The organism is Mycobacterium sp. SMC-13, assembly GCF_045311035.1.
Lineage (GTDB): Bacteria > Actinomycetota > Actinomycetes > Mycobacteriales > Mycobacteriaceae > Mycobacterium.
On record NZ_JBJIAI010000017.1, the window covers coordinates 34070 to 60108 of the forward strand.

A 26039-nucleotide genomic window follows, 5' to 3' on the forward strand; every position below is an offset into this window, starting at 1 on the left:
GCGGTCAGGCCAGCGAGTCGATCCAGGCGCGGTGCAGCGCCGCGTACCGCCCGTTCTGGGCGACCAGGTCGTCGGGCGCACCGTCTTCGACGATGCGGCCGCCGTCGAGGACCAGGACCCGGTCCGCGGACTGCACGGTGGAGAGCCGGTGCGCGATCACGAGCGCGGTCCGCCCGGCCAGCACGGTCGCCAGCGCGCGCTGCACCAGGCGCTCGGTCGGGATGTCCAGCGAGGACGTCGCCTCGTCGAGGATCAGCACCTTGGGGTCGGCCAGGAACGCGCGGGCGAACGCGACCAACTGGCGCTGCCCCGCCGACAGCCGCCCGCCCCGATTGGCGACGTCGGTGTCGTAACCGTCCGGCAGATTGTCGATGAACCGGTCCGCGCCAACGGCTTCCGCGGCCGCGCGGACCTCGGCGTCGGTGGCGTCGGGGCGCCCGAACCGGATGTTGTCGGCGACGGTGCCGGCGAACATGAAGTTCTCCTGCGTCACCATCACGACGTGCTGACGCAGCTCGGTCTGGGCGATGGACCGCAGGTCGATGCCGTCGAGGGTGACGGTGCCGGTCACCGGATCGTAGAAACGCGCGATGAGCTTGGCGATGGTGGTCTTGCCCGCGCCGGTGGCACCGACGAGGGCGACGGTCTGCCCGGCGGGCACCGTCAGATTCAGTTCGGGCAGCACCGGACGCTGCGGGGTGTAGCCGAAGCTGACGCCCCGAAAAGCGATGTCACCCTTGACCGTCGTCAGCGCCACGGGGTCGGCGGGGTCCATGATCGCCGGCTGCTGCGCGAGCACCCCGGCCAGCTTCTCGAGCGCCGACGCCGCCGACTGGAAGGTGTTGAAGAACTGCGAAATCTCCTGCATCGGTTCGAAGAACATGCGCAGGTACAGCAGGAAGGCGGTCAGCGTGCCGATCGTCATGCGGCCGTGCAGCACCAGGTAGCCGCCGTACAGCAGCACCACCGAGGTGGTGACGTTGCCGATGAGTTTGACCGCGGGCATGAACACCGCGAGCAGGGTCATGGTGCGTTCGTTGATGACGCGGTAGTCGTCGACGACGTCGTCGAAGATCTCCTGATTGCGCGGCTCGCGCCGGTACGCCTGCACCGCCTTGATACCCGTCATGGTTTCGACGAACTGGACGATCACCAGCGCCGCGCGTTCCCGGACGGTGCGGTACGTCTTCGACGATTCGCGCCGGAACCAGGCGACCAGCAGCACGAGGAGCGGGAAGGCACCCAGGCACATCAGGCCCAGCCGCACGTCGAGCGTGACGAGCAGGACCGCGGTGCCGCCCAGGGTGAGCACGGCGGTGATGAGGCTGTCGAAACCCGTCGACAGCATGGTCTGGATGGCTTCGATGTCGTTGGTGGAACGGCTCACCACGCGGCCCGAGGTGTAGCGGTCGTGGAAGGCGACGTCGAGGCGCTGGAACTGCCGGAACACCCGGCGCCGCAGCTCCAGCAGCACCCTCTGCCCGATGCGGCCCGACCGGTTCAGGAAGAACAGCCGGAACGTGGCCTGCAGCACCACGACGCCACACAGGGCCGCGACGATCTGCAGCAGTTCACGGGCCGGCCCGCCCTGCAGGATCGGCGGGATGCCGTGGTCGATGCCGCGCTGCACGAGCAGCGGAACCGACAGGCGCGCACCATTTTCGACGACGACGACCAGCGCCAGCAGCAGGACCGCGAACCGGTACGGCTTCAGCAACGAGCCCAGCAGGGACCGCGCCTCACGACGCCGCGAGACGTTCTCGTCGATGGGCAGGTCCTCGACCTTGTCGACCGTCTGGCCGCGCCAGCTCTCGGTGCTCATCGCCTCCGCACCTCTTCGGACTCGTCCGTCTGCTCGAGATACAGCTGCTCGAGCCGTTCGCGCTCGGCGTCCTGCTCCCAATCGCAGCTGCGCTCGCAACCGTCGTCGAGCTCGTCGTCGGCGGACAGTAGGTACCGGTATTCCGGTGCCTGCTCGAGCAATTCAGCGTGTGTACCGATGCGGGTGATGGTGCCGTCCTGCAGCAGCGCCACCCGGTCGGCCAGCAGCACGGTGGACGCACGGTGCGCCACCACGATGCCCGTCACCGACGTCAGCACCCGCCGCAGCGCGACGGTGACCTCCGCTTCGGTGTGCATGTCCAGGGCCGACAGGGTGTCGTCGAGCACCAGCAGCGAGGGCGCGGCCAGGATGGCCCGGGCCAGCGAAAGACGTTGCCGCTGACCACCGGACAGGCTCATGCCCTGCTCACCGATGCGGGTGTCGAGCCCGAACGGCAGGTCGTAGACGAACTGGGCGGCGGCGATGTCGATGGCCTCGCGAATCTCGGCGTCGGTCGCCGGGTTGTCGGCGCCGCGACCGAGCGTGAGGTTCTCGACGACCGACATCGAGAACAGCGTCGGGTCCTCGAAGGCGGTGGCCACGGCGGTCCGCAAGGCGGGCAGCGACAGTTCGCGGATGTCTCGTCCGTCGAGCAGGATCGCGCCCTCGGTGACGTCGTACAGCCGTGAGAACAGTGCGGCGAGAACCGATTTGCCAGAGCCGGTGGCGCCGACGAGCGCCAGTGTCTGCCCCGGCTCGACCGTCACCGACACGTGGCGCAGCGCCCAGTCGTCAGGTTCGGCATCGGGGAAACGGAAGCCGACGTCACGCAGTTCCAGGTGCCCGCCACGTGGCACGGTGTCGACCGGTCCGTCGCTGATATCCACTGGCGCGTCGAAGATCTCGGCGACCCGATTGGCGGCCGTCATGGACTCCTGCATCATCGACAGCAGGAAGCCCAGCGACGCGATGGGCCACACCAGCGACAGCATCATGGTGATGAACGCGACGAGCGTGCCCATCGTGACCTGACCGTGGCCGGCCGCGTACGCACCGAACCCGAGCACGAAGATCAGCGTCAGGTTGGGGATGACCTCGAGCAGCGTCCAGAAGCGCGCCGACACCGCCACCTTGCCGACCTCGGCGTCGTACAGGGCCGTCGCCCGCTCGTCGAACCGCTGGTAGACGTAGTCCTCGCGGCCGAACGACTTGATCACCCGCAGGCCCAGGGCCGACTCTTCGACATGCGTTGCGACATGGCCGGATTGGTCCTGCGCCTGCCGCGACAGCACGGTGAACTGCCGCTCGAACCGGAAGATCGTGACGGACACCGGCAGCACCGACGCCAGCACCACCACACCCAGCGGCCAGTACATGGTCAGCAGGATGCCGGTCACCACGATGATCTGAATCGTGTTGAGCACCAAGAACAGCAGGCCGAAGCCGAGGAATTGGCGAATGGTGCCAAGGTCGTTCATCACCCGCGACAGCAATTGCCCGGACTGCCACTGCCGGTGGAACGACATGGGCAGGATCTGCAGGCGCGCGTACAACTCCTTGCGGATGTCGGCCTCGACGCCCATGGTCGCGCGGGCCCCGAGCCAGCGCCGGATGAACCACAGCACCGCCTCGACGAGCCCCAATGTGAGCGCGGCCGAACCGAGCACCCACAGGCCCGGCTGGTCCTGGTGCCGCACCGGGCCGTCGATCACGGCCTTGGTCACCAATGGGATGGACACCGTCACGCCCAGACCGGCGAACGCGGTGAGCAGCATGGCGGCCCAGCGTCCGCGGTACGGCCGCAGATACGGCAGCAGGCGCAGCAGGTCCGCCGACGCACGTCGGCGCTGCGGCACCGGAGCGATCGCCGGAGCCGAATGCAGGGGCTGGGCTACATCAGACACAACAACTTCCATGCTCGCACGTGCCACCGACATACCCGGTGCGCGGCGGCACGACCAGGTCAGATGAAACCCAGGTACCCGACCAGACCGGCCGCGGCGACGACGATGAGCGGATTCAGCTTGGTGCGCATGAAGATCACCGTGCACACCGCGGTGACGGTGTAGGCGCGCCAGTCATGGTCGGCGGCACGGCTCATGACCAGCGATGCCGCCAGGATGAGGCCGACCGTGAGCGGGGCGAAACCCTTCTCGACCGCGCGGCGCAGTTTGGAGCGTTCGGCCTTCTGCCAGATCAACGTGATGATGTAGACGAAACCGGCGGCCGGCACCACCATCGCGACCATCGAGACGACACCGCCGATGATCGCGCCGGGAATCCCGCCCTCTTTCAGGCCGGCGCCGTAGCCGACCATCGATACGATCAGGATGCTCGGGCCGGGCGCGGTCTGCGAGATCGAGAACAGGTCGGCGAACTGGTTGTCGGACAGCCAGTGCCTGCCGTTGACGGCGTTGATGTGCATTTCCGGCAGTACGACGTTGCCGCCGCCGATGGACAGCAGCGACAGCATCCCGAACAGCCCGATGAGCTGGATATAGGTGGAAAGCGCCGCGGTACTCATCGTGGGGTGCTCATGCTGCTGCGGCGCGGTCCCGCGGCCCTGGCCCGTTGCCGCGCTCGCGCGGCCATGCCCAGATCAGGCTCAGCGGCGCCAGGATCGCGAGCGTGCCCAGCAGCGGGAACCGCAGCACGCCGTTGAGCACGAAGGCGCCGGCGAACAGCAGGACCGGCACCGCGCCCGTCAGGCACTTCTGGCCCGTCTTGAGCACCATCGTCAGGGTCAGGGCCACCGCGGCCGCCGACGCCCCGTGCAGCACGCCCTTGACGGCGGGCACTTCCTTGAATCGGAAGTAGGCGAACGACAACGCCAGCACGATGACCAGCGGCATGGCGCACAAGCCGAACACCGCGGCGGCCGCGCCGGGGAAGCCGCGCATCTTGGTGCCGGCGAACACCGCCATGTTGACCTGGTTGGCACCGGGCAGGATGCGGCACATCGTTGTGGCCGAGAGGAACTCGGCGTCCCCGAGCCAGCCCTTCTCCACCACCAGCACCTCACGGGACCAGGCCGACAGCCCACCGCCGAACGACGCCAGCGCGATGTGGTTGAACGTCAGGACCAACTCGAACAACGAAACCCGTTGGGCCGTCGAGTCGATCTGCTCACTCATGGACCAGCTCGGGGTCGTGCGGGAAGTCGTCTTCGTGGTGCTGCGACGAGTCCAGCGGATCCGGCGGCTCGTAGTGGTGCGAGGTCTCCCAGTCGGCGTCGAACACCTGCGACAGCTGCGCGACGGCGTCCGGGTCCTTGACCATCACGCCCAGTTCGCGGCGCAGGTCGAAGGCGCTGCGGTCGATGTTCATCGAACCCACGAGGGCTTCGTGGTCGTCGACGATGACCAGCTTCGCGTGCACGCGCAGGTTCTTCTGCTTGCGCACCTTCGCGCCGAACCGGCGCAGGGTCCGCAGCGAGGCGAACGTGTCGAGGATGTCCCAGTCGCTGATGCCGTGCTTGCCACCGCACAACACATGGACATTCACGCCACGGCCCACCGCCGCCGCGATGTGGTCGAGGATGACGGCGTCGACGTACTTGGGGTGCTGGATGCGCAGCCGGTGCTCGGCGGTGTCGATGAACTTCGCCATGTGGTACCGCGAATTCGAGTTGCTCCACAGCAGGCCGTGATACTGCGACGGCTCCCAATCGGTGTGGGACCAGTCGGCGTCGAACACCTCGACGATCTGCGCGACGTGGTCCGGCTCGGTGGTGATGAAGCCGTAGTCACGCGTGAGGGTGAAGTACTTCTCGCACAGGTTGAATGTGGCCACGAGCGCCGCCGTCTCGTCGACGACGATCGACTTCTCGTGCGTCACGTAGAATGTCGGGTTGGACCACTGGACGTTCACGCCGGCATCCGAGAACTGTTCGAAGGTCTCGTCATTGGCGCGGTCGCCACCCGAGCGGGCCGGGTTCAGCATGACGCGCACGTCGACACCCGCCTGGTGGCGCTCGATCACCGCCGCCACGAGCGACGGTTCGGTGAACGTGAATTGCTTGATGAGCAACGACTTCTGCGCCGATGCGAGGAAATCCCGCACCGGCTGCACGCCATCATCGGGTTGGACGATGACTCGCGGCGACACAGGCCCCATAAGCGCCGGATGCTAGCACCGAATAGCGGCTGCCAGACGTGCCTCCGTCAATAACAGTGGGCCATCGGGCAAGATGAGGCATATGGATAGCGGAAGCGCCTCCCCCCGCCTGCTCGTAGTCGACGACGACCCGGACGTGCTGGCCTCATTGGAGCGTGGCCTGCGGCTGTCCGGCTTCGAGGTGTCGACTGCGGTCGACGGCGCCGAGGCCCTGCGCAGTGCCACCGAATTCCGGCCGGACGCCATCATTCTGGACATCAACATGCCGGTGCTCGACGGCGTCAGTGTCGTCACCGCGCTGCGCGCCATGGACAACGACGTGCCGGTGTGTGTGCTCTCGGCCCGCAGCTCGGTCGACGACCGGGTGGCGGGGCTGGAAGCCGGCGCCGACGACTACCTGGTCAAGCCGTTCGTGTTGGCCGAGCTGGTGGCACGCGTCAAGGCGCTGCTGCGCCGCCGCGGCGCGACGGCGACGTTCTCGTCGGAGACCATCTCGGTCGGACCGCTCGAGGTCGACATCCCGGGCCGGCGGGCCCGCGTCAACGGCGCCGACGTCGACCTGACCAAGCGCGAGTTCGACCTGCTGGCCGTGCTGGCCGAGCACAAGACCGCCGTGCTGTCCCGTGCCCAGCTGCTCGAGCTGGTGTGGGGTTATGACTTCGCCGCCGACACCAACGTCGTCGACGTGTTCATCGGCTACCTGCGCCGCAAGCTGGAGGCCAACGGTGCGCCGCGACTGTTGCACACGGTCCGCGGCGTGGGGTTCGTGCTCAGGCAGCAGTGATGAGCGCCTGCGCGAAGAACAGAGTGCACTGATGAGCGCCTGCGCGAAGAACCGGCAGCGGTAGCCGTGAACATCCTGGCGCGCGTCTTCCGTCGCACTCCGTCGCTGCAGTCGCGCGTCGCGTTCGCCACCGGTATCGCCGCGGCCATCGTGGTCGGGATCGTCGGCACCATCGTGTGGATCGGCATCACCAACGACCGCAAGGAACGCCTGGACCGCCGCCTCGACGAGGCCGCGGGTTTCGCGATCCCGTTCCTGCCGCGCGGGCTGGACGAGATTCCGCGGCCACCGCACGACGAGAACGTCGTCATCACCGCACGCCGGAACGGCCAGGTCAGCTCGAACTCGAATGTCGTGCTGCCCGAGCTGCCCGTCGGCTACGCCGATACCCAGGTCAACGGCGTCCGGTACCGGGTGCGGACGGTGCAGATCCACATGCCGGACCCGATGCTGGTGGCGGTCGGCGCCACGTACGACGCGACGATCGTCGACACCAACAATCTGCACCGCCGGGTGATCGCGTTGTGCGCGTTCGCCATTGGCGCGGCCGCCGTCGCGGGCTGGGCGCTGGCCGCGTTCGCGGTGCGTCCCCTCAAACGGCTGGCGCAGCAGACGCGCGACATCGATCCGGAGGGCCAGGACGGGCAGGCCCCGCACATCGACGTCCGCGGCGCCACCGAGGCCGTCGAAATCGCTGACGCCGTCAAGGGTCTGGTGGACCGCGTGTGGGAGGAGAAGGGCCGGACGAAGGCCGCGCTGGCGTCGGCGCGGGACTTCGCGGCGGTGTCGGCGCACGAGCTGCGCACCCCGCTCACCGCGATGCGCACCAACGTCGAAATCCTGAGCACGCTCGACCTGCCCGACGAGCAGCGCAAGGAAGTGCTGAGCGACATCGTGCGCACGCAGTCGCGCATCGAGACCACACTGTGGGCGCTGGAGCGGCTGGCGCAGGGCGAGCTGTCCACCGTCGATGACCATGTGCCCGTGGACATCACCGAACTCCTGGACCGCGCCGCGCACGACGCCATGCGCGTGTACCCGGACCTGGAGGTGTCGCTGGTGCCGGCGCCGACCATCATCATCGTGGGACTGCCTGCCGGACTGCGACTTTCGGTCGACAACGCGATCGCCAACGCCGTCAAGCACGGCGGTGCGTCGAAAGTTCAGCTGTCGGCGGTCAGTTCGCGCGCCGGGGTCGAGATCGCCGTCGACGACGACGGCTGCGGCGTGCCCGAAGAGGAACGCCTGAAGGTCTTCGGACGGTTCAACCGGGGTTCCACGGCGTCGCACTCCGGCTCCGGGCTGGGCCTGGCGCTCGTGGCCCAGCAGGCCGAATTGCACGGCGGGACGGCGACATTGGAGACCAGCCCGCTCGGCGGGACGCGGCTGCTGCTACGGCTGCCCGGGCATCACTAGCCCGCCGCGAATGTGCAGCCAGATCGCAATCTCCGAAAATTGCCGATCTGTGGGCACGCTCGCGGCGCGGTGACCGCGGGCCTGCTCAGCCGACGGTGATCTCGACCCGCCGGTTCTTCGCGCGGCCTTCCTCGGTGCCGTTGTCGGCGATCGGGTTGGCGGAGCCGGCGCCGCGGGCCGTCATCTTCGCCGCCAGCACACCGTTCGAAACCAGCGCGGCGGCAACGGCTTTGGCCCGGGTGTCACTCAGCTTGAGGTTGACAGCGTCGCTGCCCTGGTTGTCGGTGTAGCCGATCACGGTGACCGCACCGTTCGGGCAGCCGGCCCGGATCTTGTCGGCGACCTGCACCAGCAGCCGGCGGGACTCCCCCGTCATCTGCGATCCACCGGTGACGAAACTGATCGGGGTGCGCAGCAGTTCGGTGACGTCGGCCTGCACCTTCGCGCACGGGCCACCGGCCGGGGCCGGGGCCGGGGCGGACGTGGGCGCGGGGGCCGACGAGGGTGCCTGCGCAGGCGGCGCCACCGGACCACCCGGCGCCGGAATCTGAATGTTGTTGGCCAGCTTCGCCCCTGGGAACGACAGCGCTGCGGCGCTCTGCACCTCGCCGGCGACGTCCAGATTGGGCGCCGTCCCCATCAGCGTGATGGTGGCGCCGTCGATGGACAGCCCGAAATCGGCGATGGCGTCGGCCGCGGAGAGCACGTTGCCGATGGCCGCCATGTCCGGGGTCCCGGCGCCGTCGACGACGGTCGTTTTGTCGTTGAAGGTGGCGTTCAGCCACTGCGCTTTCACCGCGGCGGCCAGTTCGGACTTCGACCGGGTGTTGGCGAGGCTGCCCGTCAGCGTGACGGTGTTGCCGTCGCGGGTCAGCGCGAACGGCGCGGAGGTCAACTCGGGCTGCTGTGCCGGTGTCGGTACCGCCGAGGCGGCGATGGAACTCGGGGCCCGGTGCTCGTCGGAGGTGCCGAACACCACCCAGCCGACCGCGGCGACGACGGCCACCACCACAGCCAGCGCCGCCACCCTGCCGCGCGTGCCGAGGAGACGGACGCTGCCGGACGGCTCGATGACGTCAGCTGTGTCCGGCATTGCAAAACCCTCCCTGAAACACGTTCGAGCCTAGAGCCCGACAGCTGTGGGGACGGCACGTTGCCGCCATGACACGCCACAACCGCCGGGCTCTAAGCCCGACAGCAAGTCGATCAGGTCAGCGGACGCCGACGAGGTCGATGACGAAGATCAGCGTCTTGCCGGACAGGCGGTGCCCACCACCGGCGGGGCCGTAGGCCTGTGCGGGCGGGATGGTCAGCTTGCGCCGGCCGCCCACGCGCATCCCGGGGATGCCGTCCTGCCAGCCCTGGATCAGGCCGCGCAGGGGGAATTCGATGGTCTCGCCGCGGTTCCAGGAGCTGTCGAACTCCTCACCGGTGTCGTATTCGACGCCGACATAGTGGACCGTGACGTTGCCGCCCGGCACCGCCTCGGCACCGTCGCCGACGATGACGTCCTCGATCACCAACGTCTCGGGTGCCGGGCCGTCCGGGAATTCGATCTCAGGTTTGGTGTTTGCCACGGGACCACCGTAGTCGGGCACCTGCCGCGGGTGGACAGGAACCGCACCCCTAGTGGCGGCGCAGCCGGCTCAACAGGTCACGGAGCGTGGCGAGCTCGTCGGCGTCCAACGTGGCAAAGACAGGCGGTGCCGGGTCATCGATCTGGCCGATGCCGCGCAGCACCGCGCCGCCGGCGTCCGTCAGCGACACCAGTTTGCAGCGCCGGTTCTCCGGATCCGGTTGGCGCACAACCAGTCCGCGCTCTTCGAGATCGTTGATCGCGACGGTGGTGGCCGGCGCGTCCATGCCGGTCGCGGCGGCGATCTCTTTGGCCGTCATGGCCTTGGCATCCAGCCGGCGCAGAATCCGGGCCCGGCTGAAGGGCAGTCCGGTCTGCTCGACCACCGCGCGTTTCCAGCTGTCGCGGTTCTCGACCACGACGGCGGCCATGGTCTGCCAGACCTCGTCGGCCAGCGGGTCAGTGGACACCGGCCGGCTCCGGCTCACGCGATCCCTCGATCAGTGGCGCCAGCCGCTCCGCGGAGCGCAGGGCACGCGGCGAGGTCGAGAAGAAGCCGAGGACGGCGACCGCGACGCCGATCGCGACGCACATCCACCACAGCGGCCGGGCCTGCGTGGCGAAGTCGACGCCGCTGCCGGCCAGGGCCGAGCCGGCGATCGAACCGCACAGTGCCACACCGATACTCACGCCCACCTGGCGGCTGGTGGATGTCACCGCCGCCGCGGCGCCGGCGCGCTCCACCGGCATGCCGCTCACGGCGGCGTTGGTCACTGGCGCGTTCATCATCGCGAACCCTATGCCGTACACCGCGAAAATGACGACCACTCGCCACATGGGCGTCGTCGCGGTCAGCGTCGTCAGCATGAGGGCCGCCGAGGCCATCAGGACGCCGGCGACCATCAGTGACGGCCGGGCGCCGTAGCGTCCGACGATCCGTCCGGACAACGGTGAAAAGACCAGGGCACCAATGGCGATGGGCAGATAGATGATGCCGGTGTGCATCGCCGAGTAGTGCCGCTCGTTCTGCAGGTAGAACGACATCATGAACAGGAACGCGCCCCAGCCGGTCAGCGCCATCACGGCCGTGACGGTGGCGCCGGCGAACGGGATGCTGCGGAAGAAGCGCAGATCGATGAACGGGTCGTGGCGCCGGCGCTCGTAGCGCAGAAAGCCGACGAGGGCGACTGCCGCCAGCACCGCGATGGCCACGGTGCGGGGGTGGCCCCAGCCCATCCCCGGCCCCTCGATGAGGGTGAAGACCAGGCTGAAGAGGAACACCACCGCGAGCCCCTGGCCGATCGGGTCGACGTCGCGCATGGTGCCCGACTTGCTCTCGGGGACGAAGATCGCGGTCAGCACGATGGCGGCCAGACAGATCGGCAGGTTGATCCAGAACACCGACCGCCAGCCGACGGCGTGGATCAGCAGGCCACCGACGGTCGGGCCCAGCGCCATCGAGATGCCGACGACCGCGCCCCAGAAACCGAGTGCCCGGGCCCGTTCCACCCTGTCGGTGAAGACCTGCGAAATGATCGAGAGGGCAACAGGATTGAGCATCGAGCCGCCGATGCCCTGTACCAGGCGGGCGGCGATCAACGCGTCCGCGGTCGGCGCGAGGCTGCACAGCAGTGAACCGCACGCGAAGATCGTCAGGCCGATCTGGAACACCCGCCGCCGGCCGAACCGGTCACCGGCGGCGCCGGAGAGCATCAGCAGCGACGCCAGCACCAGCGTGTAGACGTCGACGACCCACTGCATCTGGGCGGCGCTCGCGCCGAGGTCGCGGCGGATCGACGGGATGGCGACGTTCACGATGGTGGAGTCCATCGACACGATCAGCAGACTCAGGCAGCAGGAGATCAGGATGATCGTCTTGCGCCGTGAGGTGAGCGCGTCGATAGTTGTATTCACACAACCATTGTGAAACTACAACCGTTGCCGAGGCAATGGAGTTTCGGCGTGACATTGGCGACATGGGCAGGACGCGCACGCTCGGCGCCCGCGAGCGGCCTCGAACTGCGCGCAAAAGGCGGCGTGTTGCCGTACAAACACGGCCGCTCGCGGAAAAAGTGAAAGCCGGCAAGCTCGCGGGAAAAGAGAAAGCCCCTCGCGCACAGTGCGCAAGGGGCCGTCTCGGTGAAACTCAGTGGTTGGGGTAATCCCGCTCGGTGTAGCCGGTGTAAATCTGGCGCGGGCGGCCGATCTTGGTGCCCGGGTCGGCGCTCATCTCGCGCCAGTGCGCGATCCAGCCCGGCAGACGGCCGAGGGCGAACAGCACGGTGAACATGCGGGTCGGGAAGCCCATGGCCCGGTAGATCACGCCGGTGTAGTAGTCGACGTTCGGGTACAGCTTGCGCTCGACGAAGAAGTCGTCGGTGAGGGCGATCTCCTCCAGCGACTTGGCGATGTCCAGCAGCTCGTCGTCGCCGCCCAGCTTGCCGAGGATCTTGTCGGCCTGCTCCTTGACGATGCGCGCCCGCGGGTCGTAGTTCTTGTAGACCCTGTGGCCGAAGCCCATGAGCTTGACGCCGTCTTCGCGGTTCTTGACCTTCTTGACGAAGTCGCGGACGTCGCCGTGCTCGCTGCGGATCTTCTCCAGCATCTCCAGCACCGCCTGGTTGGCGCCGCCGTGCAGCGGGCCCCACAGCGCGTTGATACCGCCGGAGATCGAGGTGAACAGGTTGGCCTGCGACGAGCCGACCAGGCGCACCGTCGACGTCGAGCAGTTCTGCTCGTGGTCGGCGTGCAGGATGAACAGCATGTCCAGGGCGCGGACCAGCTCCGGGTCCACCTGGTACGGCTCGGCCGGCAGGCCGAACGTCATGCGCAGGAAGTTCTCGACCAGGTTCAGCGAGTTATCCGGGTACAGGAACGGCTGACCGACCGACTTCTTGTAGGCGTAGGCCGCGATGGTCGGCAGCTTGGCCAGCAGGCGGATGGTCGACAGCTCGACCTGCTCGGGATCCTTCGGATCGAGCGAGTCCTGGTAGTAGGCGCTCAGCGCGTTGGCCGCCGACGACAGCACCGGCATCGGGTGCGCGTTGCGCGGGAAGCCGTCGAAGAACCGCTTGAGGTCCTCGTGCAGCAGGGTGTGCCGCTGGATCTTGGTGGTGAACGCCTCGAGTTCGGCGGCCGTCGGCAGCTCCCCGTAGATCAGCAGGTAGCTGACCTCGATGAAGTTCGACTTCTCGGCGAGCTGCTCGATCGGGTACCCGCGGTAGCGCAGGATGCCGGCGTCACCGTCGATGTAGGTGATGGCGCTCTTGGTGGCCGAGGTATTGACGAAACCACCGTCGTACGTGGTGTAGCCGGTCTTGGACAGCAGCGAGCCGAGCTCGATGCCGTCCGATCCCTCGGTGGCGCGCACGATCTTGAGATCGACCTCGCCCCCGGGATACCGGAGGTTGGCTACGTCGTCAGAGCTGGAGGTGTCGGCCACTTGAACCCCTTTTGCGGTGTCGACTTGCAGTGTCGGCAGGTGAAACGTCCGGGACTAGACGGTAGTCGTTAAGAGAACTATGTGCTTGCTCGGGTCGCCATAACCCCGCTGTCAAGCATCAGTTGCGAGCCACCGAATAGCGCACGAACGCCGGCACCACCACGACCGAGATGATGACGCCGACCACCACCAGGACGCCGCCTCCGGTCGCGGCCACCGTGGTCCCCACCACCGCGGCGGCCGCGCCGTGCACCGCGTCAGCAATCCGCGGACCGCCCGCGACCACCACGGTGAAGACGCCCTGCAAACGGCCCCGCAGCTCGTCGGAGGCGGCTTCCTGCAGGATCGTGCTCCGGAACACCGCCGAGACCATGTCCGCGGCGCCGCCGACGGCCAGCAGCACCAGGGCGATCCAGAGGAAGCCGTCCGGCCGGCCGGTCGCGTGGCCGACCGCCAGCCCGAAACCGGCCATGGCGGCGCCCCACACGACGATCGAGACGACCACCGCCAGGCCCTGCCTGCGGACCCGGGGCAGCCATCCCGAGAAGACTCCGCCGGCCACCGCGCCGACCGCCATGGCCGCCGACAACAGCGCCATCGCGGTTCCGCCCGCGACCGGCCCGCCGAAGTTCTCGTGGGCCATCTGCGGGAACAGCGCCCGCGGCATGCCGAGGATCATCGCGATGAGATCGACCACGAAAGACATGAGGACGACGCGGTTGCCCGACAGGTAGCGGAAACCGTCGAGCACGGCGGCGAAGCCCCAGCGTGAGGTGTCGTCGTCGGGCGAGTGCTCCGGTGGCATCGGCGTCAGCCGGAACGTGGCCCAGATCGGCGCGATCGTGGTGAGGGCGTCGATGAAATACAGCGTCGACAGGTCCACCCAGCGCAGCAGCACGCCGGCCAGCAGCGGACCGACGATCGCGCCGGCCTGGAACACCGTCATGTTGAGCGAGTTGGCGGCCGGCAGCTGCTCGGCAGGCAGCATCCGCGGGATGGCGGCCGAGCGGGTCGGTGAGTTGATGGCATAGAACGCCTGCTGCACCGACAGCAGGCACAGCACCAGCCAGACGTTGTTCAGCCCGGCGGCGGCCTGCACCCACAACAGCACCGACGCGACCGCCAGCCCGCAGGACGCGATGATCAGCAGCCGCCGGCGGTCCATTGCGTCGGCCCAGGCGCCGCCCCACAGGCCGAACACGATGAGCGGCACCACGCTGAACACGCCCGCCAGGCCGACGTACGCCGAGTTCTGCGTCAGCGCGTACAGCTGGACGGGCACCGCGAAGATCGTCAGGTTGGCGCCGATCACCGTGACGACGCTGGACCCCCACAGGCGGCGGTAGTCGGGGTTGCGCAGTGGTGTGGTGTCGGCGATCAGACCTTTCAGGGCTGGAGCCGTTCGATCCGGTCGCCGGTGATGCGAATTCTGTTGTGCACGCGGTTCTCTCGGCCCTGCCAGAACTCGATCACTTGCGGGGCGATGAGGTAGCCGCCCCAGTTCGGCGGCACCGGCACCTCCGGCACGTCGGCGAATCGCTCGGTCACGTCACGCAACTGTTCCAGCAGCGCCGCCCGCGAGGCAATCGATTTTGACTGGTGCGACGCCCACGCGCCCAGCTGCGAACCACGCGGCCGCTTCGACCAGTACTCGGCGGTGTGCGCCGCGTCGACCCTCGTCACCGTGCCGCGGATATGGATCTGACGGCCCAGCAGGTACCAGGGGAACGTCGCGGACGCGTAGGGCACCGCCGCCAGCTGCTCGCCCTTGTCGGAGTCGTAGTTGGTGTAGAAGGAGATGCCCGTCTCTTCGATCGATTTGCACAGCACCGACCTGGTGACGGGGTGGCCCTGCGCATCGACGGTGCCCAGCACCATCGCGTTGGGTTCGGAGACCCCGGCCTGCACCGCGTCGGACATCCAGTCGCGGAACAACGCCAGCCAGCCCCGGTCCAGCCAGTCGACGTCGAGGTCGACGCTGCCGTCCTTCTCTGTCGAGCCGTATTCGACCCGCATCCGGGCCAGATGATCTGCCGACTGCTCCACGTGATCGGATGCCATGATCGGCGACGGTACGCCCATGCGGTGACACAATGCAGACATGGCGCCCGACGCACCCCCGGACCATTCAGTATTCGTCTCGGCGGCAACAGCTTTCGCGGACCTGGTGACACAGATCCCGGCCACGGCGTGGGACGGTCCGGGACTCGGTGACTGGGACCTGCGGGCGCTGGTCGGGCACACCTCACGGTCACTGATCACCGTCAGCACCTACCTGCGCACACCCGCCGACCGGGAGGACGTGACCGGACCGGCGCACTACTACGCGCTGATGCGCGCCTACGCCGCCGGCAGCCCCGACATCGTCGAACGCGGACGGGACGCCGGGCGCAATCTGGGGACGGACCCCGCGGCCACAGTCGCCGACCTGCTGGCCCAGGTGCGGACCGACCTGGACGGGACCGGCGACCCCCTGATCGCCGTGATCGGCGGCCTGGGCATCCGGCTCAGCAACTACCTGCCGACCCGGGTGTTCGAGCTGACAGTGCACAGCCTCGACATCGCGCGGGCCACCGGCATCGATTTCACGCTGCCCGACGAGACACTGCGCGACGCCACGGTGCTGGCGGCGCAGATCGCGGCGCTGACCGGTCAGGCCGCCGCAGTGCTGCCCGCGCTCACCGGACGCGGCGCTCTACCTGCCGGTTTCTCCGTCGTCTGACCGTTTGTTACCGGCCGGTAGCCATCGGTCCACGGGCTAGTGGAACAATTTCGGCATGACAGAGGCAACGTCAGTGTCGACGCCGCAGATCCCCGAGAACTTCGTCGCCGGCCTGGAAGGCGTCGTCGCCTTCACGACCGAGATCGCCGAACCGGACAAGGACGGCGGCGCCCTGCGCTACCGCGGCGTCGACATCGAGGATCTGGTGAGCCACCGCGTCACCTTCGGTGACGTCTGGGCACTGCTGGTCGACGGCGAGTTCGGCCGGGGCCTGCCGGCCGCCGAACCCTTCCCGCTGCACGTGCACTCCGGCGACGTCCGCGTCGACGTCCAGGCCGCGCTGCCCACCCTCGCCCCGCTGTGGGGCTTCCAGCCGCTGCTCGACATCGACGACGAGACCGCCCGCGAGCAGCTGGCGCTGACGTCGGTGACGGCGCTGTCGTTCGTCGCGCAGTCGGCCCGCGGCATCTACCAGCCCGCGGTGCCGCAGCGCATCGTCGACGAATGCCCCACGGTGACAGCACGTTTCATGACCCGCTGGCAGGGCGAGCCGGATCCGCGGCACATCGAGGCCATCGACGCCTACTGGGTCAGCGCCGCCGAGCACGGCATGAATGCATCCACGTTCACCGCGCGCGTCATCGCGTCCACCGGCGCCGACGTGCCCGCGTCACTGTCCGGCGCGATCGGCGCCATGAGCGGTCCGCTGCACGGCGGCGCCCCCGCCCGCGTGCTGCCGATGATCGAGGAGACCGAGCGCACCGGCGACGCCCGGGCCGTGGTCAAGGGCATCCTGGACCGCAAGGAAAAGCTGATGGGCTTCGGGCACCGGGTGTACCGCGCCGAGGACCCGCGGGCCCGCGTGCTGCGCGCCACGGCCAAGCGCCTGGACGCACCGCGCTTCGAGGCCGCCGCCGCGCTGGAGCAGGCCGCCCTCGCCGAGCTGCGTGAGCGCCGTCCCGACCGGGCCATCGAGACCAACGTCGAGTTCTGGGCCGCGGTGATCCTGGACTTCGCCCAGGTGCCCAGCGCGATGATGCCCGCCATGTTCACCTGCGGCCGCACCGCGGGCTGGTGCGCCCACATCCTGGAGCAGAAGCGGCTGGGCAAGCTGGTCCGTCCCGCGGCCATCTATGTCGGCCCGCAGCCGCGCCCCGCGGACTCGGTGGCCGGCTGGGACAGCATCGCGCACAGCTGACACTTCAGACCCGTTTTCTTGTCACCGATGAGAAGTAGCGTTGGAGATGGTCATAACGAATGACCCCAATCCACGCAGTACCGCTCTGAGGAGAACACGATGACCGAGTCCCAGACCTTCCTCGCCCCGCACCTCGTCGTCGGCGACGGCGCCGCTGCAATCGACTTCTACGTCAAGGCTTTTGGCGCCACCGAGCTCGGCCGGGTGCCCGGGCCCGACGGCAAGCTCATGCACGCCGCACTGACCATCAACGGGTCGAACGTCTACCTCAACGACGACTTCCCGGAAATGTGTGGCGGCAAGTCGCAGACCCCGACGGCCTTCGGCGGCACGCCCGTCACCATCCACCTGCAGGTGCCCGACGTCGACGCGGCCTACCAGCGCGCCATCGACGCCGGCGCACGCGAACTGATGGCCCCGCAGGACATGTTCTGGGGTGACCGCTACAGCCAGGTGGAGGACCCGTTCGGCCACCACTGGTCGCTGGCGCAGACCGTGCGCGTCGTCAGCCCGGAGGAGATCGCCGAGGCGATGGCGGCCCAGCAGGGCTAGCGACCAGTGATTTGTGCACGATTTTCCGCGGTGACCGCGGAAAATCGTGCACAAACCACTCAGGAGAACGCGCTGAGGAGCCGCTGACGCAGCGTCGGCTTGGGCGCGCTCGCGGCAGCGGCCAGCATGTCGGACACGTCGATGAACTTGTCCCGCGGCCGGTCGGCGCCGCCGCGCGCGATCTCTGCCGCGTCGATGGCCCGCCACCCCGCCATGTCGACGACGTCGGGCCGGCGGTCGCGGATGAGCTGTTGCAGCGCACCGCTTTTCGCGGTCGGCTCACGAAGCCGGCTGGCGTTGTAGTCGGCGACCAGCCGGTCCACGGTGTGTGCCGCGCACGACTTGTTGGTGCCGATGAAGCCCGTCGGACCACGCTTGATCCAGCCCGCGACGTAGCTGCCACGGACCGGTTCACCGGTGGCCGGATCGATGACGCGGCCCTCGTCGTTGGGGACCACGCCGGCGGCATCGTCGAACGGCAGACCACGAATTGCCTTGCCGTGGTAGCCGATTGACGTCAGCACCAGGCCGGCGTCGAGCTGACGGACCTCGTCGGTGCCGGTGACGGTGAACTCGATGCCGGTGACCTTGTCCGAGCCGAGCACGCGGGCCGGAGTCAGCTCGTAGGCCAGCCAGATCCGCGGCCGCGTCGCCGGGGCCGAGCTGTCGGGCAGCTTCGTGAGGATCTCGAGCTTGTGACGCGTCAGTGCGTCCGTCTCGGCTTCCAGATCCCGACGAACCAGCTCGTGGTCCGCGGCGTCGAGCACCACGTCGCACGTCGACGTCAGGCCGATGAGCTCCGGCAGGGTGAACGCCGAGTGGATGGGCCCACGCCGGGCCACGATGACCACCTCGCGCACCTTCGAGTCGCGCAGTGCGGCCAGCGCATGGTCGGAAATGTCGGTGCGCGCCAACGCATCCGGATCGGTGGTCAGGATGCGGGCGACGTCGAACGCGACATTGCCGTTTCCGATGATCACCGCCCGCTCGTGCCCCAGGTCGACCGGCAGATGCGAGAACTCGGGGTGCCCGTTGTACCAGGCCACCACCTCGGTGGCGGTTCCGGTTCCGGGCAGCTCCATGCCCACGATGTCGAGGCGCTTGTCGTTCGGCGCACCGACCGCGTACAGCACGGCGTGGTGGTGCTCCAGCAGCTCGGCGTGCGTGACGTCCCGACCCACCTCGACGTTGAGGAAGAAGTCGAGCCCGCGGCGCTTCGTGATCTGGTCGAACAAGCGCGTCACACCCTTGGTGCTCTGGTGGTCGGGGGCGACCCCGGCGCGCACCAGCCCGTACGGCGTCGGCAGCTTCTCGAAGATGTTGACCCGGACCCCGCGCTGGGTCAGCAACTCGTCAGCGGCGTACATGGCGGCCGGCCCGGAGCCGACGATCGCGACGCGCAGCGGGCCGTGCGGCCGCTGGTCGACCGCCGGGGCGTCGGGCACCGGCGCCAGCTTGGACGTCGGCGGCAGCTTGCCCTCGTACTTCGGGTAGAAGGACGCGTTGAGCTCGATGAACGGCAGCTGCGCTTCGGTCAGCTTGGTGTCCGGCTTGATCGCGCCGACCGGGCAGGCCGTGATGCAGGCACCACAGTCCACGCAGGCGGCGGGATCGATGAACAGCATTTCGGCGGTAGCGAAACCCGGCTCGTCCGGGGACGGGTGAATGCAGTTCACCGGGCATGCGAAGACGCATGAACCATCGCTACAGCACGACTGGGTAATCACATGAGGCATGTCGTGCGTCCTCTGAATCTTTCAGATGCTCAGGCGGCGACCACGACGTGCTGACGCTGCGGCTCGCTGCGGTACCGGCTCGGCGGGCCGTCGATCTTGCAGATCTTCCACATGAGCTTGGCCAGCGGGTTCATCAGACCGGTGTCGTACGCCAGCATGCGGACGTCGGAGAACATGTTGCGCAGGAACATGCGCGACTCGGGAGCGTCGAAGAACAGTTCGTCGCGCACCGAGCGCGGGATGTCGAAGGTCTTCCAGAAGACCCGCGGCGGCACGATGATCGCCGAGCACAGGATGCGCATGGTCAGCGGCACGAACAGCGACAGCCAGAACTTCTTCCAGCGGCTCAGCTCCGGAACGCGCTTGTGCAGGTACTCGTGGGCGAACGAGATGTGCCGGGCTTCCTCGGCCACGTGGATGGCCATGACCCGCTCCATGATCGGATGCAGTTCCGAGCCCTCACGCAGGATGTTCTTCTGGGTGTGGTCGATGGGCTCCTCGCCGGCGAGCACGCCGAAGAAGAACGGGATGGGCGCCGGGCCGGCGGCCAGCGGGATCAGCGGCTGAATCCACTTGAGCAGCTTGGGCATGCCCGGGACGTCAACCCCCATGTGGTTGACCATCTCCTGGAACATCAGGGTGTGGTTGCCCTCTTCGATGGCCTCGTGGGTGCAGTAGCGGAACTCGGGCGAACCGTTCGGAACCCAGAACGCGTACTCCATCAGGCCGCGGATCAGGATGTTCTCGAAGTGCAGGCCGACCTTGGCGACGTTGGCCTGGCGCCACATGCCGATCTCGATCTTGCGTTCCTGCGACTGCGCCTGGTACCACGGGTGGCCACCGAGCGGATCGGTGTCGGGGAGGATCCAGCGCTCGTCATTGGGCACGACCGCGAACTCGGGAGAGTCCCAGGCGATGTCCTGATACGGGTTGAAGTTGCGCCGCACCGACCCCTCGGACAGCGTGGCAAGCTTCTCCACGTAGACAGCGTCATCCAGCACGTCCATGTTCCGGCGCCAACGACGGATCATCCGGGTACGAGCCATTTTCGAGCCTCCCAAGGCTTTTCTGTCAGCTTTACATTCGGCTGTCTTGTGTCGAACGGTACCGGAGGTACCACCTAAAAACTAGTGCCCGTCGTCACACATCTGCACACCTATTGTGACCGTGATCACACCTACGTGCAGAACCGCCGGGCGAGCAGCCGGATCCCCACGACACCGGCCGTCGACCTGCAACTACGCTGACACCCATGGCTGAGCTCACCATCCCCGCCGACATCAAGCCCGCCGACGGACGCTTCGGCTGCGGCCCGTCCAAGGTTCGCCCCGAGCAGCTGACCGCGCTGGCCGCCGCCGGCGACCTGTTCGGCACCTCGCACCGCCAGGCCCCGGTCAAGAATCTGGTCGGCCGCGTGCGCGACGGCGTCAAGCAACTGTTCTCCACTCCGGACGGCTACGAGGTCATCCTCGGCAACGGCGGCTCGACCGCTTTCTGGGACGCCGCCGCGTTCGGCCTCATCGACAAGCGCTCGCTGCACCTCACCTACGGCGAGTTCAGCAGCAAGTTCGCGTCGTGCGTCGCCAAGAACCCGTTCGTCGGCGACCCCATCGTCATCAAGGCCGACGCCGGCAGCGCCCCCGCCGTGCAGTCGGACCCCGACGTCGACGTCGTGGCCTGGGCCCACAACGAGACCTCGACGGGTGTCGCGGTGCCGATCCAGCGTCCCGCCGGTGACGCTCTGGTCGCGATCGACGCCACCTCGGCCGCCGGCGGTCTGCCCGTCAACATCGCCGACACCGACGCCTACTACTTCGCGCCGCAGAAGAACTTCGCCTCCGACGGTGGCCTCTGGCTCGCCGTGATGAGCCCCGCCGCACTGGCCCGCGTCGAGCAGATCGCCGCCACCGACCGCTGGGTGCCCGACTTCCTGTCGCTGCCCATCGCGGTCGAGAACAGCCTCAAGAACCAGACCTACAACACCCCGGCGATCGCGACCCTGATCCTGCTCGCCGAGCAGCTGGACTGGCTCAACGGCAACGGCGGCCTGGACTGGGCCGTCAAGCGCACCGCCGACTCGTCGCAGCGCCTGTACTCGTGGGCCGAGTCGCGTCCGTTCACCACGCCGTTCGTCGCCGACCCGGCGCTGCGGTCGCAGGTCGTCGGCACCATCGACTTCAACGACGACGTTGACGCCGCCGCGGTCGCAAAGGTGTTGCGCGCCAACGGGATCGTCGACACCGAGCCGTACCGCAAGCTGGGCCGCAACCAGCTGCGCGTGGCCATGTTCCCGGCTGTCGACCCCGACGACATCAGCGCCCTGACGGCGTGCGTCGACTGGGTTGTGGAACGCCTCTGAGCACCACCTGACACGTAACCGAGGCGCGCAGTCCATGAAGGGCTGCGCGCCTCGGTGTGTCAGCACGGTTACGAGTCGATAACGCGCTAGGGTGAGCCGTTAAGCCGCGTCCTAGGAGGTCACCAATGAGGGAACTCAAGGTCGTCGGACTCGACGCCGACGGCAAGCGCATCATCTGCGAAGCCCCCAACGGTTCGGCCACCGCAGACAAGTTTGTCTTGCGCGTCGACAATCGACTGAAGGCCGCCGTCCGCGGCGACCGGGCCGCCATCAATCAGACGGAGATCGAAGTCGAGGTCGAGGTGCCCAACTCCCTGCGCCCCCGTGACATCCAGTCCCGCATCCGGGCCGGTGCCTCCGTCGAGCAGCTCGCCGCAGCCGCGGGCGTGAGCCCGGAGCGCATCATGCGCTTCGCCCACCCGGTGCTGCTGGAGCGCTCCCGCGCCGCCGAACTCGCCAGCGCGTCGCACCCGATCCTGCCCGACGGCCCGTCGGTGCTGACCCTGCTCGAGACGGTGACCGGAGCCCTGATCTCCCGCGGTCTCGACCCCGAAGCCACCAAGTGGGACGCCTGGCGCAACGAGGACAGCCGCTGGACCGTGCAGTTCGGCTGGAAGGCCGGGCGGTCCGACAACGTCGCACACTTCCGGTTCAGCCCCGGCGCCCACGGCGGCACCACCACGGCGTTCGACGACGCCGCGACCGAGCTGATCGACCCGAACTACACCCGCCCGGCCCTGCGGTCGGTCGCGCCGCTCGCGCAGCTGCATTTCGAGGAATCGGTCGCCGAGATCCCGATGCCCGCACATCAGCCGGAACCCGCGCCTGCGCCTGCGCCTGCGCCTGCGCCTGCGCCGGAGCCCGCGCCCGCCCCCGTCGTCGTCATGACGCCGCCCCCGGCCGCTCCCCCGGTGCCCGCCGCGCCGGTGGCCCCGCCGGCACCCGAGCCCATCCCGGCGCCGGAGCCGGCAGCCGTCGTCGAGACCCCCGAGCCGGCCGCTCCCGCCGCGCGTCCGCGCAAGAAGAAGCCCGAGATTCCGGCGTGGGAAGACGTCCTGCTCGGCGTGCGGGCCAACGGCCAGCGCTGATCTTGTTACGTTGACCCTGCACTGAGGGTCTCCCCTACTCGCACTTCTGCGCCACAGCTACACACTCAACGACAGCGTCAGCCGACCTCACGTTGACCCTGTACTGAGGGTCACCGCTACCCGCACTTCTGCGCCGTAGTTACAGATTCAATGGCGGGGCGGGGCTAACGGCCCAGGGCGATCGCGAGCGTCGCGATCCAGCCCAGCGCCACACCGGCACCGGCGCCCCAGACGAACCAGCGCCACACCGGGCGCACGCGCCAGGCCCACACCGTCGGGGCCAGGCCACCGACCGCGACGGCGTTCAAACCGACCGCGAGCAGCGGGTGCACCCGCAGCAGCCCCAGGGACAGGACGATGATGGCGGCGGCCGTCACGGCAGCGACGAACGCCGACACCGTCAGTCCGGTGCCCCACGGCGTCTGCGACGGTGTCGTCATCTGAGCCAATCTAGCCCGCCGTTCGCGCGCGCTCGTAGAACGCCAGCGCGGCGGCCGTGGCGACATTCAGCGAATCGGTGCCCCGCGACATCGGGATGCGCGCCCGCACCTCGCAGGCCCGCATGGTGTGTTCGGTCAGCCCCGGGCCTTCGGCCCCGACGAGCACCCCGACCTTCTCCCCGGCCAGCGGCGCCAGGGCATCGGCCAGCGGCACCGAACCCTCCCCCGGCGTCATGGCGATCAGGTGAAAGCCGTTGTCCTGCATCAATTTCAGATCACCGGGCCACGACTCCGCGCGGGCGTAGGGCACCAGCAGGGCATGGCCCATCGACACCCGGACCGCGCGGCGGTACAACGGATCGGCGCAGCCGGCGCCGAACACCACCGCGTCGACGTCGAGGCCGGCGGCGTTGCGGAAGATCGAGCCCAGGTTCTCGTGGTCGTTGACACCCTCGAGGACCGCGACGGTCCGGGCATCCCGCAGCACGTCGGGCACCGTCAGCTCGACGGGCCGGGGGGCCGCGGCGAGTACGCCGCGGTTGAGGTGGAAGCCGACGACCTCGGCCATCACCTCGGCGCTGGCGCGGTAGTAGGGCACGCCGCAGCCGGCCAGGTCGCCGGACAGTTCGCGGAGCCGGCGATCGGTGCCGAGGAACGCACGCGGGCTGAACCGCGACGCCAGCATGCGCTGCGCCACCAACACGCCCTCGGCGATCACCAGCCCCTTGCCCGAGGGCAGGTCAGGCCGGCGGTCCACGCTGTTGAGGTCGCGGAAATCGTCGAGCCGGGGATCGGCGGGGTCGGTGACGTCGACAACGATGACGTCGTCCATCGCGTCGAGTTCTGCGGCAGCGCTCACTGGGCTTCGTCGATGATCGCGAACATCAGGTCAGCGGCAGCCAGCAGGATGCCGCGGTCCTGGCCGGACAGCTTCTCGAGCCGGCCCTGCAGCCACTCCATGCCCGCCCGGCGCTCGGCCTCGAACAGCTCCTCGCCGGCTTTGGACACCGCGACCAGCACCTGGCGCCGGTCATCCGGATGCGAACTGCGCTCCACCAGCCCCAGCTCGACGAGCGAAGCGATGACGCGCGTCATCGACGGCGGCCGCACCCGCTCCCGGGTGGCCAGCGCGCCCGGCGTCATGGGGCCGTCCTTCGCGAGCGTGGCCAGGGCCGACAACTGCGTCAGGGACACCGGCGAATCGGGACGACGGAATCGCAACTGCCGTGCCAGCCGCACAACGGCCAGCGACAGGTCATTGGCCAAGCGGTCATCGGCGTCCGTCACGAGCAGATAGCGTACCGATCGATCGACTAGCGTTAGAGGAGATGGCCACGCCCGCGCACGAACATCCGGCGGAACCCGTTCCGCCGGCTCTCCCCGACCGCCTCCTCGACCCGGTTCCGGTGATCGTGGTGATCGCCGTCGGCTGGCTGGTGGCGGTGGCGCTGGCCTTCACCGTCACGGCCCTGCACACCTGGCGGCCGGTGACCGTCGCGGGCCTCGGTGTCGGCGTACTCGGCACATCTATATTTCTGTGGCAACGCAGCGCGGCCCGTCGCGGCGCACGAGGTGCCCAACGCGGCCTGCGCTGACCATTCTCATCTCGACAAGGGAGAAGTCCGATGGCTGGCGAAACACCCCTGCTGCAGGCAGACATCACCATCAACGCGCCGGTGGCCAAGGTCTGGGCCTTGATCTCCGACCTCGACAACATGCCCAAGTGGAGCCCGCAGTGTCGGGTGATGAAGGCGGTCGGCGCCGTCAAGGTCGGCACCAAGACCGTCAACGTCAACCGCCGCGGCGCGATGTTCTGGCCCACGACCTCGACCATCACCGCGCTCGACGCGCAGAAGAAGCTGTCGTTCCGGGTCAACACCAACAACACCGAGTGGACCTATGACCTCGAGCCTGCGGGCACCGGCACCAAGGTGACCGTGAGCCGGCGTGCGGAAGCCGTCAAGCCGATCTCGAGCACGCTGATCAACCGCTTCATGGGCGGCGTGCCCAACTTCGAGGTGGAACTGGTCGAGGGCATGAAGACCTCGCTCGGCCGGATCAAGGCCGCGGCCGAAGGCGCTTAGCCGAGGTCGAGCACGCCGTCGTCGAAAGGCTCGAAGGCCGGTGAGCCGATGGGCTCCGGCGGCGGCGTGTCCGAGTGCGCGCCACAGCCGTACTCCGCGGACACCACACGTCCGTCGGCGGACAGTTCATTGGCGCACACGCCGAACACCAGGCCGAGTGACCCGGACAGCGGCACGTAGAAACCGCAGCCACGGCAGGTCCGGCGGGTGGCCCGGGCCATGGCGGCGTTCGGCCCGTAGTCGCCGTCCTGCCAGCGCTGCGCGGCATCCGTCCGGCCCCAGTCGCTGAGCACCTGCTTGCGGCCGAAACCGACCTCGGCAGCCACCTCGTCCCACTCGGGGTCACCGGAGGCCAGGTAACCGGGCACCAGCCGGGGATCGTTGGGCGGCGGCGCCAGCAGATCGCCCGGGCTCAGATCGCCCGGCTGCACGCGCTCGTTCCACGGCACCCACTGCGGGGCCAGCAGCGCATCAGGTCCCGGCACCAGGACCACTTCGCTGACGGTGGTGTGGTCGGCGCCCGGGTAGGTCGCCAGCACCACTGCCCACTGCCAGCCGTGGTAGCCGGACATCGACGCGAGGAATCGATGGGTCACCGACGCCGGGTCGTCGAAGCTGGCGCCCAGGTAGTCACCGACGACGCCCTCGCCACTGAACTCGATGATCGCGGCGCGGGCCTGGTCGACCGCGCCCATCAGGATCGG

At 68.5% G+C, this 26039-nt stretch carries 27 protein-coding genes; 9 read left to right on the plus strand and 18 right to left on the minus strand.

Annotation, left to right across the window (positions count from 1 at the left end; genetic code table 11):
* Positions 1-4: 4 nt before the first annotated feature.
* Genes ACJH6I_RS22150 through ACJH6I_RS22170 form a run of 5 tightly spaced genes read right to left on the minus strand, consistent with a single transcriptional unit; the run spans position 5 to position 5938 of the window.
* Complete coding sequence (locus ACJH6I_RS22150; protein WP_226520647.1) at positions 5-1822, minus strand: ABC transporter ATP-binding protein; 1818 nt, start codon at positions 1820-1822, stop codon at positions 5-7.
* Entirely contained in the window at positions 1819-3738 is a 1920-nt protein-coding gene (locus ACJH6I_RS22155; RefSeq protein WP_226520646.1) for an ABC transporter ATP-binding protein, read from the minus strand. The genes ACJH6I_RS22150 and ACJH6I_RS22155 overlap by 4 nt, the downstream gene beginning before the upstream one ends.
* A 47-nt stretch (positions 3739-3785) precedes the next feature.
* Entirely contained in the window at positions 3786-4346 is a 561-nt protein-coding gene (locus ACJH6I_RS22160) for a chromate transporter (RefSeq protein WP_226520645.1), read from the minus strand.
* A gap of 10 nt (positions 4347-4356) precedes the next feature.
* Complete coding sequence (locus ACJH6I_RS22165; protein ID WP_226520644.1) at positions 4357-4956, minus strand: chromate transporter; 600 nt, start codon at positions 4954-4956, stop codon at positions 4357-4359.
* Complete coding sequence (locus ACJH6I_RS22170; protein ID WP_226520643.1) at positions 4949-5938, minus strand: phosphatidylserine/phosphatidylglycerophosphate/cardiolipin synthase family protein; 990 nt, start codon at positions 5936-5938, stop codon at positions 4949-4951. Before ACJH6I_RS22170 ends, ACJH6I_RS22165 begins: the two co-directional genes overlap by 8 nt.
* Positions 5939-6011: 73 nt before the next feature.
* On the opposite strand from ACJH6I_RS22170, the gene ACJH6I_RS22175 reads away from it, so the two are divergent.
* The gene (locus ACJH6I_RS22175) at positions 6012-6722 is read left to right on the plus strand and encodes a response regulator transcription factor (RefSeq protein WP_029104649.1); all 711 of its coding nucleotides are present in this window, start codon (positions 6012-6014) and stop codon (positions 6720-6722) included.
* 66 nt (positions 6723-6788) lie between these two features.
* Positions 6789-8138 carry a HAMP domain-containing sensor histidine kinase gene (locus ACJH6I_RS22180; protein WP_226520642.1) on the plus strand — a complete coding sequence of 450 codons (1350 nt, stop codon included), beginning with the start codon at positions 6789-6791 and terminating at the stop codon, positions 8136-8138.
* 85 nt (positions 8139-8223) lie between these two features.
* Here the strand turns inward: ACJH6I_RS22180 and ACJH6I_RS22185 are convergent, their stop codons facing one another.
* From ACJH6I_RS22185 to pdxH, 7 genes are all read right to left on the minus strand, one after another.
* Positions 8224-9231 (minus strand): OmpA family protein, encoded by a 1008-nt coding sequence (locus ACJH6I_RS22185; RefSeq protein ID WP_226520641.1) that lies wholly within the window; start codon positions 9229-9231, stop codon positions 8224-8226.
* A 118-nt stretch (positions 9232-9349) separates the two neighbouring features.
* Positions 9350-9715, minus strand: coding sequence for an FKBP-type peptidyl-prolyl cis-trans isomerase (locus ACJH6I_RS22190; RefSeq protein WP_036419981.1), 366 nt, complete (start codon positions 9713-9715; stop codon positions 9350-9352).
* A gap of 49 nt (positions 9716-9764) precedes the next feature.
* A complete protein-coding gene (locus tag ACJH6I_RS22195) occupies positions 9765-10184 on the minus strand; it encodes a MarR family winged helix-turn-helix transcriptional regulator (protein WP_053856484.1) in 420 nt (139 codons plus the stop codon).
* Positions 10174-11628, minus strand: a complete 1455-nt coding sequence (locus ACJH6I_RS22200) for an MFS transporter (RefSeq protein ID WP_226520640.1) — start codon at positions 11626-11628, stop codon at positions 10174-10176. Before ACJH6I_RS22200 ends, ACJH6I_RS22195 begins: the two co-directional genes overlap by 11 nt.
* 232 nt (positions 11629-11860) lie before the next feature.
* Positions 11861-13156, minus strand: a complete 1296-nt coding sequence (locus ACJH6I_RS22205) for a citrate synthase (RefSeq protein ID WP_226520639.1) — start codon at positions 13154-13156, stop codon at positions 11861-11863.
* Between the two features lie 118 nt (positions 13157-13274).
* Positions 13275-14546 carry an MFS transporter gene (locus ACJH6I_RS22210; RefSeq protein ID WP_226522055.1) on the minus strand — a complete coding sequence of 424 codons (1272 nt, stop codon included), beginning with the start codon at positions 14544-14546 and terminating at the stop codon, positions 13275-13277.
* Complete coding sequence (pdxH, locus tag ACJH6I_RS22215) at positions 14543-15217, minus strand: pyridoxamine 5'-phosphate oxidase (protein WP_226520638.1); 675 nt, start codon at positions 15215-15217, stop codon at positions 14543-14545. The genes ACJH6I_RS22210 and pdxH overlap by 4 nt, the downstream gene beginning before the upstream one ends.
* Before the next feature lie 40 nt (positions 15218-15257).
* Here pdxH and ACJH6I_RS22220 point away from each other — a divergent pair, with 40 nt between their 5' ends.
* The 3 genes from ACJH6I_RS22220 (at position 15258) to ACJH6I_RS22230 (ending at position 17628) form a co-directional block, all read left to right on the plus strand.
* A complete protein-coding gene (locus tag ACJH6I_RS22220) occupies positions 15258-15878 on the plus strand; it encodes a maleylpyruvate isomerase N-terminal domain-containing protein (protein ID WP_226520637.1) in 621 nt (206 codons plus the stop codon).
* A 55-nt stretch (positions 15879-15933) separates the two neighbouring features.
* Complete coding sequence (locus ACJH6I_RS22225; RefSeq protein WP_226520636.1) at positions 15934-17076, plus strand: citrate synthase 2; 1143 nt, start codon at positions 15934-15936, stop codon at positions 17074-17076.
* A 99-nt stretch (positions 17077-17175) separates the two neighbouring features.
* A complete protein-coding gene (locus tag ACJH6I_RS22230; RefSeq protein ID WP_020098902.1) occupies positions 17176-17628 on the plus strand; it encodes a VOC family protein in 453 nt (150 codons plus the stop codon).
* A gap of 59 nt (positions 17629-17687) precedes the next feature.
* On the opposite strand, the gene ACJH6I_RS22235 is transcribed toward ACJH6I_RS22230, so the two are convergent.
* The gene (locus ACJH6I_RS22235; RefSeq protein ID WP_226520635.1) at positions 17688-19364 is read right to left on the minus strand and encodes a 4Fe-4S binding protein; all 1677 of its coding nucleotides are present in this window, start codon (positions 19362-19364) and stop codon (positions 17688-17690) included.
* A gap of 29 nt (positions 19365-19393) precedes the next feature.
* Entirely contained in the window at positions 19394-20410 is a 1017-nt protein-coding gene (locus ACJH6I_RS22240) for a diiron oxygenase (protein ID WP_226520634.1), read from the minus strand.
* Positions 20411-20616: 206 nt separating this feature from the next.
* Here ACJH6I_RS22240 and serC point away from each other — a divergent pair, with 206 nt between their 5' ends.
* Positions 20617-21723 (plus strand): phosphoserine transaminase, encoded by a 1107-nt coding sequence (serC, locus tag ACJH6I_RS22245; RefSeq protein ID WP_226520633.1) that lies wholly within the window; start codon positions 20617-20619, stop codon positions 21721-21723.
* A 125-nt stretch (positions 21724-21848) separates the two neighbouring features.
* Complete coding sequence (gene sepH, locus ACJH6I_RS22250) at positions 21849-22811, plus strand: septation protein SepH (protein WP_226520632.1); 963 nt, start codon at positions 21849-21851, stop codon at positions 22809-22811.
* Between the two features lie 164 nt (positions 22812-22975).
* Here the strand turns inward: sepH and ACJH6I_RS22255 are convergent, their stop codons facing one another.
* Genes ACJH6I_RS22255 through ACJH6I_RS22265 form a run of 3 tightly spaced genes read right to left on the minus strand, consistent with a single transcriptional unit; the run spans position 22976 to position 24538 of the window.
* A complete protein-coding gene (locus ACJH6I_RS22255) occupies positions 22976-23251 on the minus strand; it encodes a DUF2537 domain-containing protein (protein WP_212813194.1) in 276 nt (91 codons plus the stop codon).
* Positions 23252-23261: 10 nt separating this feature from the next.
* Positions 23262-24083, minus strand: coding sequence for an RNA methyltransferase (locus ACJH6I_RS22260; protein ID WP_318986797.1), 822 nt, complete (start codon positions 24081-24083; stop codon positions 23262-23264).
* 23 nt (positions 24084-24106) lie between these two features.
* A complete protein-coding gene (locus ACJH6I_RS22265) occupies positions 24107-24538 on the minus strand; it encodes a MarR family transcriptional regulator (RefSeq protein ID WP_318986769.1) in 432 nt (143 codons plus the stop codon).
* A gap of 41 nt (positions 24539-24579) precedes the next feature.
* Between ACJH6I_RS22265 and ACJH6I_RS22270 the strand changes: the two genes are divergently transcribed.
* Entirely contained in the window at positions 24580-24846 is a 267-nt protein-coding gene (locus tag ACJH6I_RS22270) for a DUF2530 domain-containing protein (RefSeq protein ID WP_060998949.1), read from the plus strand.
* Positions 24847-24876: 30 nt separating this feature from the next.
* Positions 24877-25335 carry an SRPBCC family protein gene (locus ACJH6I_RS22275; RefSeq protein ID WP_060998947.1) on the plus strand — a complete coding sequence of 153 codons (459 nt, stop codon included), beginning with the start codon at positions 24877-24879 and terminating at the stop codon, positions 25333-25335.
* Here the strand turns inward: ACJH6I_RS22275 and ACJH6I_RS22280 are convergent.
* Complete coding sequence (locus tag ACJH6I_RS22280; protein WP_234789681.1) at positions 25332-26030, minus strand: DUF3027 domain-containing protein; 699 nt, start codon at positions 26028-26030, stop codon at positions 25332-25334. The two genes, ACJH6I_RS22275 and ACJH6I_RS22280, sit on opposite strands and share 4 nt — an antisense overlap.
* Between the last annotated feature and the right edge of the window lie 9 nt (positions 26031-26039).

Bases quoted from the DNA above. Each gene is read 5' to 3' on its own strand.
- pdxH (WP_226520638.1), bottom strand. From the start codon at position 15,217: ATGGCATCCGATCACGTGGAGCAGTCGGCAGATCATCTGGCCCGGATG.
- ACJH6I_RS22260 (WP_318986797.1), bottom strand. From the start codon at position 24,083: ATGGACGACGTCATCGTTGTCGACGTCACCGACCCCGCCGATCCCCGG.
- ACJH6I_RS22275 (WP_060998947.1), top strand. From the start codon at position 24,877: ATGGCTGGCGAAACACCCCTGCTGCAGGCAGACATCACCATCAACGCG.
- ACJH6I_RS22270 (WP_060998949.1), top strand. From the start codon at position 24,580: ATGGCCACGCCCGCGCACGAACATCCGGCGGAACCCGTTCCGCCGGCT.
- ACJH6I_RS22150 (WP_226520647.1), bottom strand. From the start codon at position 1,822: ATGAGCACCGAGAGCTGGCGCGGCCAGACGGTCGACAAGGTCGAGGAC.
- ACJH6I_RS22160 (WP_226520645.1), bottom strand. From the start codon at position 4,346: ATGAGTACCGCGGCGCTTTCCACCTATATCCAGCTCATCGGGCTGTTC.
- serC (WP_226520633.1), top strand. From the start codon at position 20,617: ATGGCTGAGCTCACCATCCCCGCCGACATCAAGCCCGCCGACGGACGC.
- ACJH6I_RS22240 (WP_226520634.1), bottom strand. From the start codon at position 20,410: ATGGCTCGTACCCGGATGATCCGTCGTTGGCGCCGGAACATGGACGTG.
- sepH (WP_226520632.1), top strand. From the start codon at position 21,849: ATGAGGGAACTCAAGGTCGTCGGACTCGACGCCGACGGCAAGCGCATC.
- ACJH6I_RS22255 (WP_212813194.1), bottom strand. From the start codon at position 23,251: ATGACGACACCGTCGCAGACGCCGTGGGGCACCGGACTGACGGTGTCG.
- ACJH6I_RS22230 (WP_020098902.1), top strand. From the start codon at position 17,176: ATGACCGAGTCCCAGACCTTCCTCGCCCCGCACCTCGTCGTCGGCGAC.
- ACJH6I_RS22235 (WP_226520635.1), bottom strand. From the start codon at position 19,364: ATGCCTCATGTGATTACCCAGTCGTGCTGTAGCGATGGTTCATGCGTC.
- ACJH6I_RS22185 (WP_226520641.1), bottom strand. From the start codon at position 9,231: ATGCCGGACACAGCTGACGTCATCGAGCCGTCCGGCAGCGTCCGTCTC.
- ACJH6I_RS22165 (WP_226520644.1), bottom strand. From the start codon at position 4,956: ATGAGTGAGCAGATCGACTCGACGGCCCAACGGGTTTCGTTGTTCGAG.
- ACJH6I_RS22155 (WP_226520646.1), bottom strand. From the start codon at position 3,738: ATGGAAGTTGTTGTGTCTGATGTAGCCCAGCCCCTGCATTCGGCTCCG.
- ACJH6I_RS22220 (WP_226520637.1), top strand. From the start codon at position 15,258: ATGGCGCCCGACGCACCCCCGGACCATTCAGTATTCGTCTCGGCGGCA.
- ACJH6I_RS22175 (WP_029104649.1), top strand. From the start codon at position 6,012: ATGAGGCATATGGATAGCGGAAGCGCCTCCCCCCGCCTGCTCGTAGTC.
- ACJH6I_RS22170 (WP_226520643.1), bottom strand. From the start codon at position 5,938: ATGGGGCCTGTGTCGCCGCGAGTCATCGTCCAACCCGATGATGGCGTG.
- ACJH6I_RS22225 (WP_226520636.1), top strand. From the start codon at position 15,934: ATGACAGAGGCAACGTCAGTGTCGACGCCGCAGATCCCCGAGAACTTC.
- ACJH6I_RS22280 (WP_234789681.1), bottom strand. From the start codon at position 26,030: ATGGGCGCGGTCGACCAGGCCCGCGCCGCGATCATCGAGTTCAGTGGC.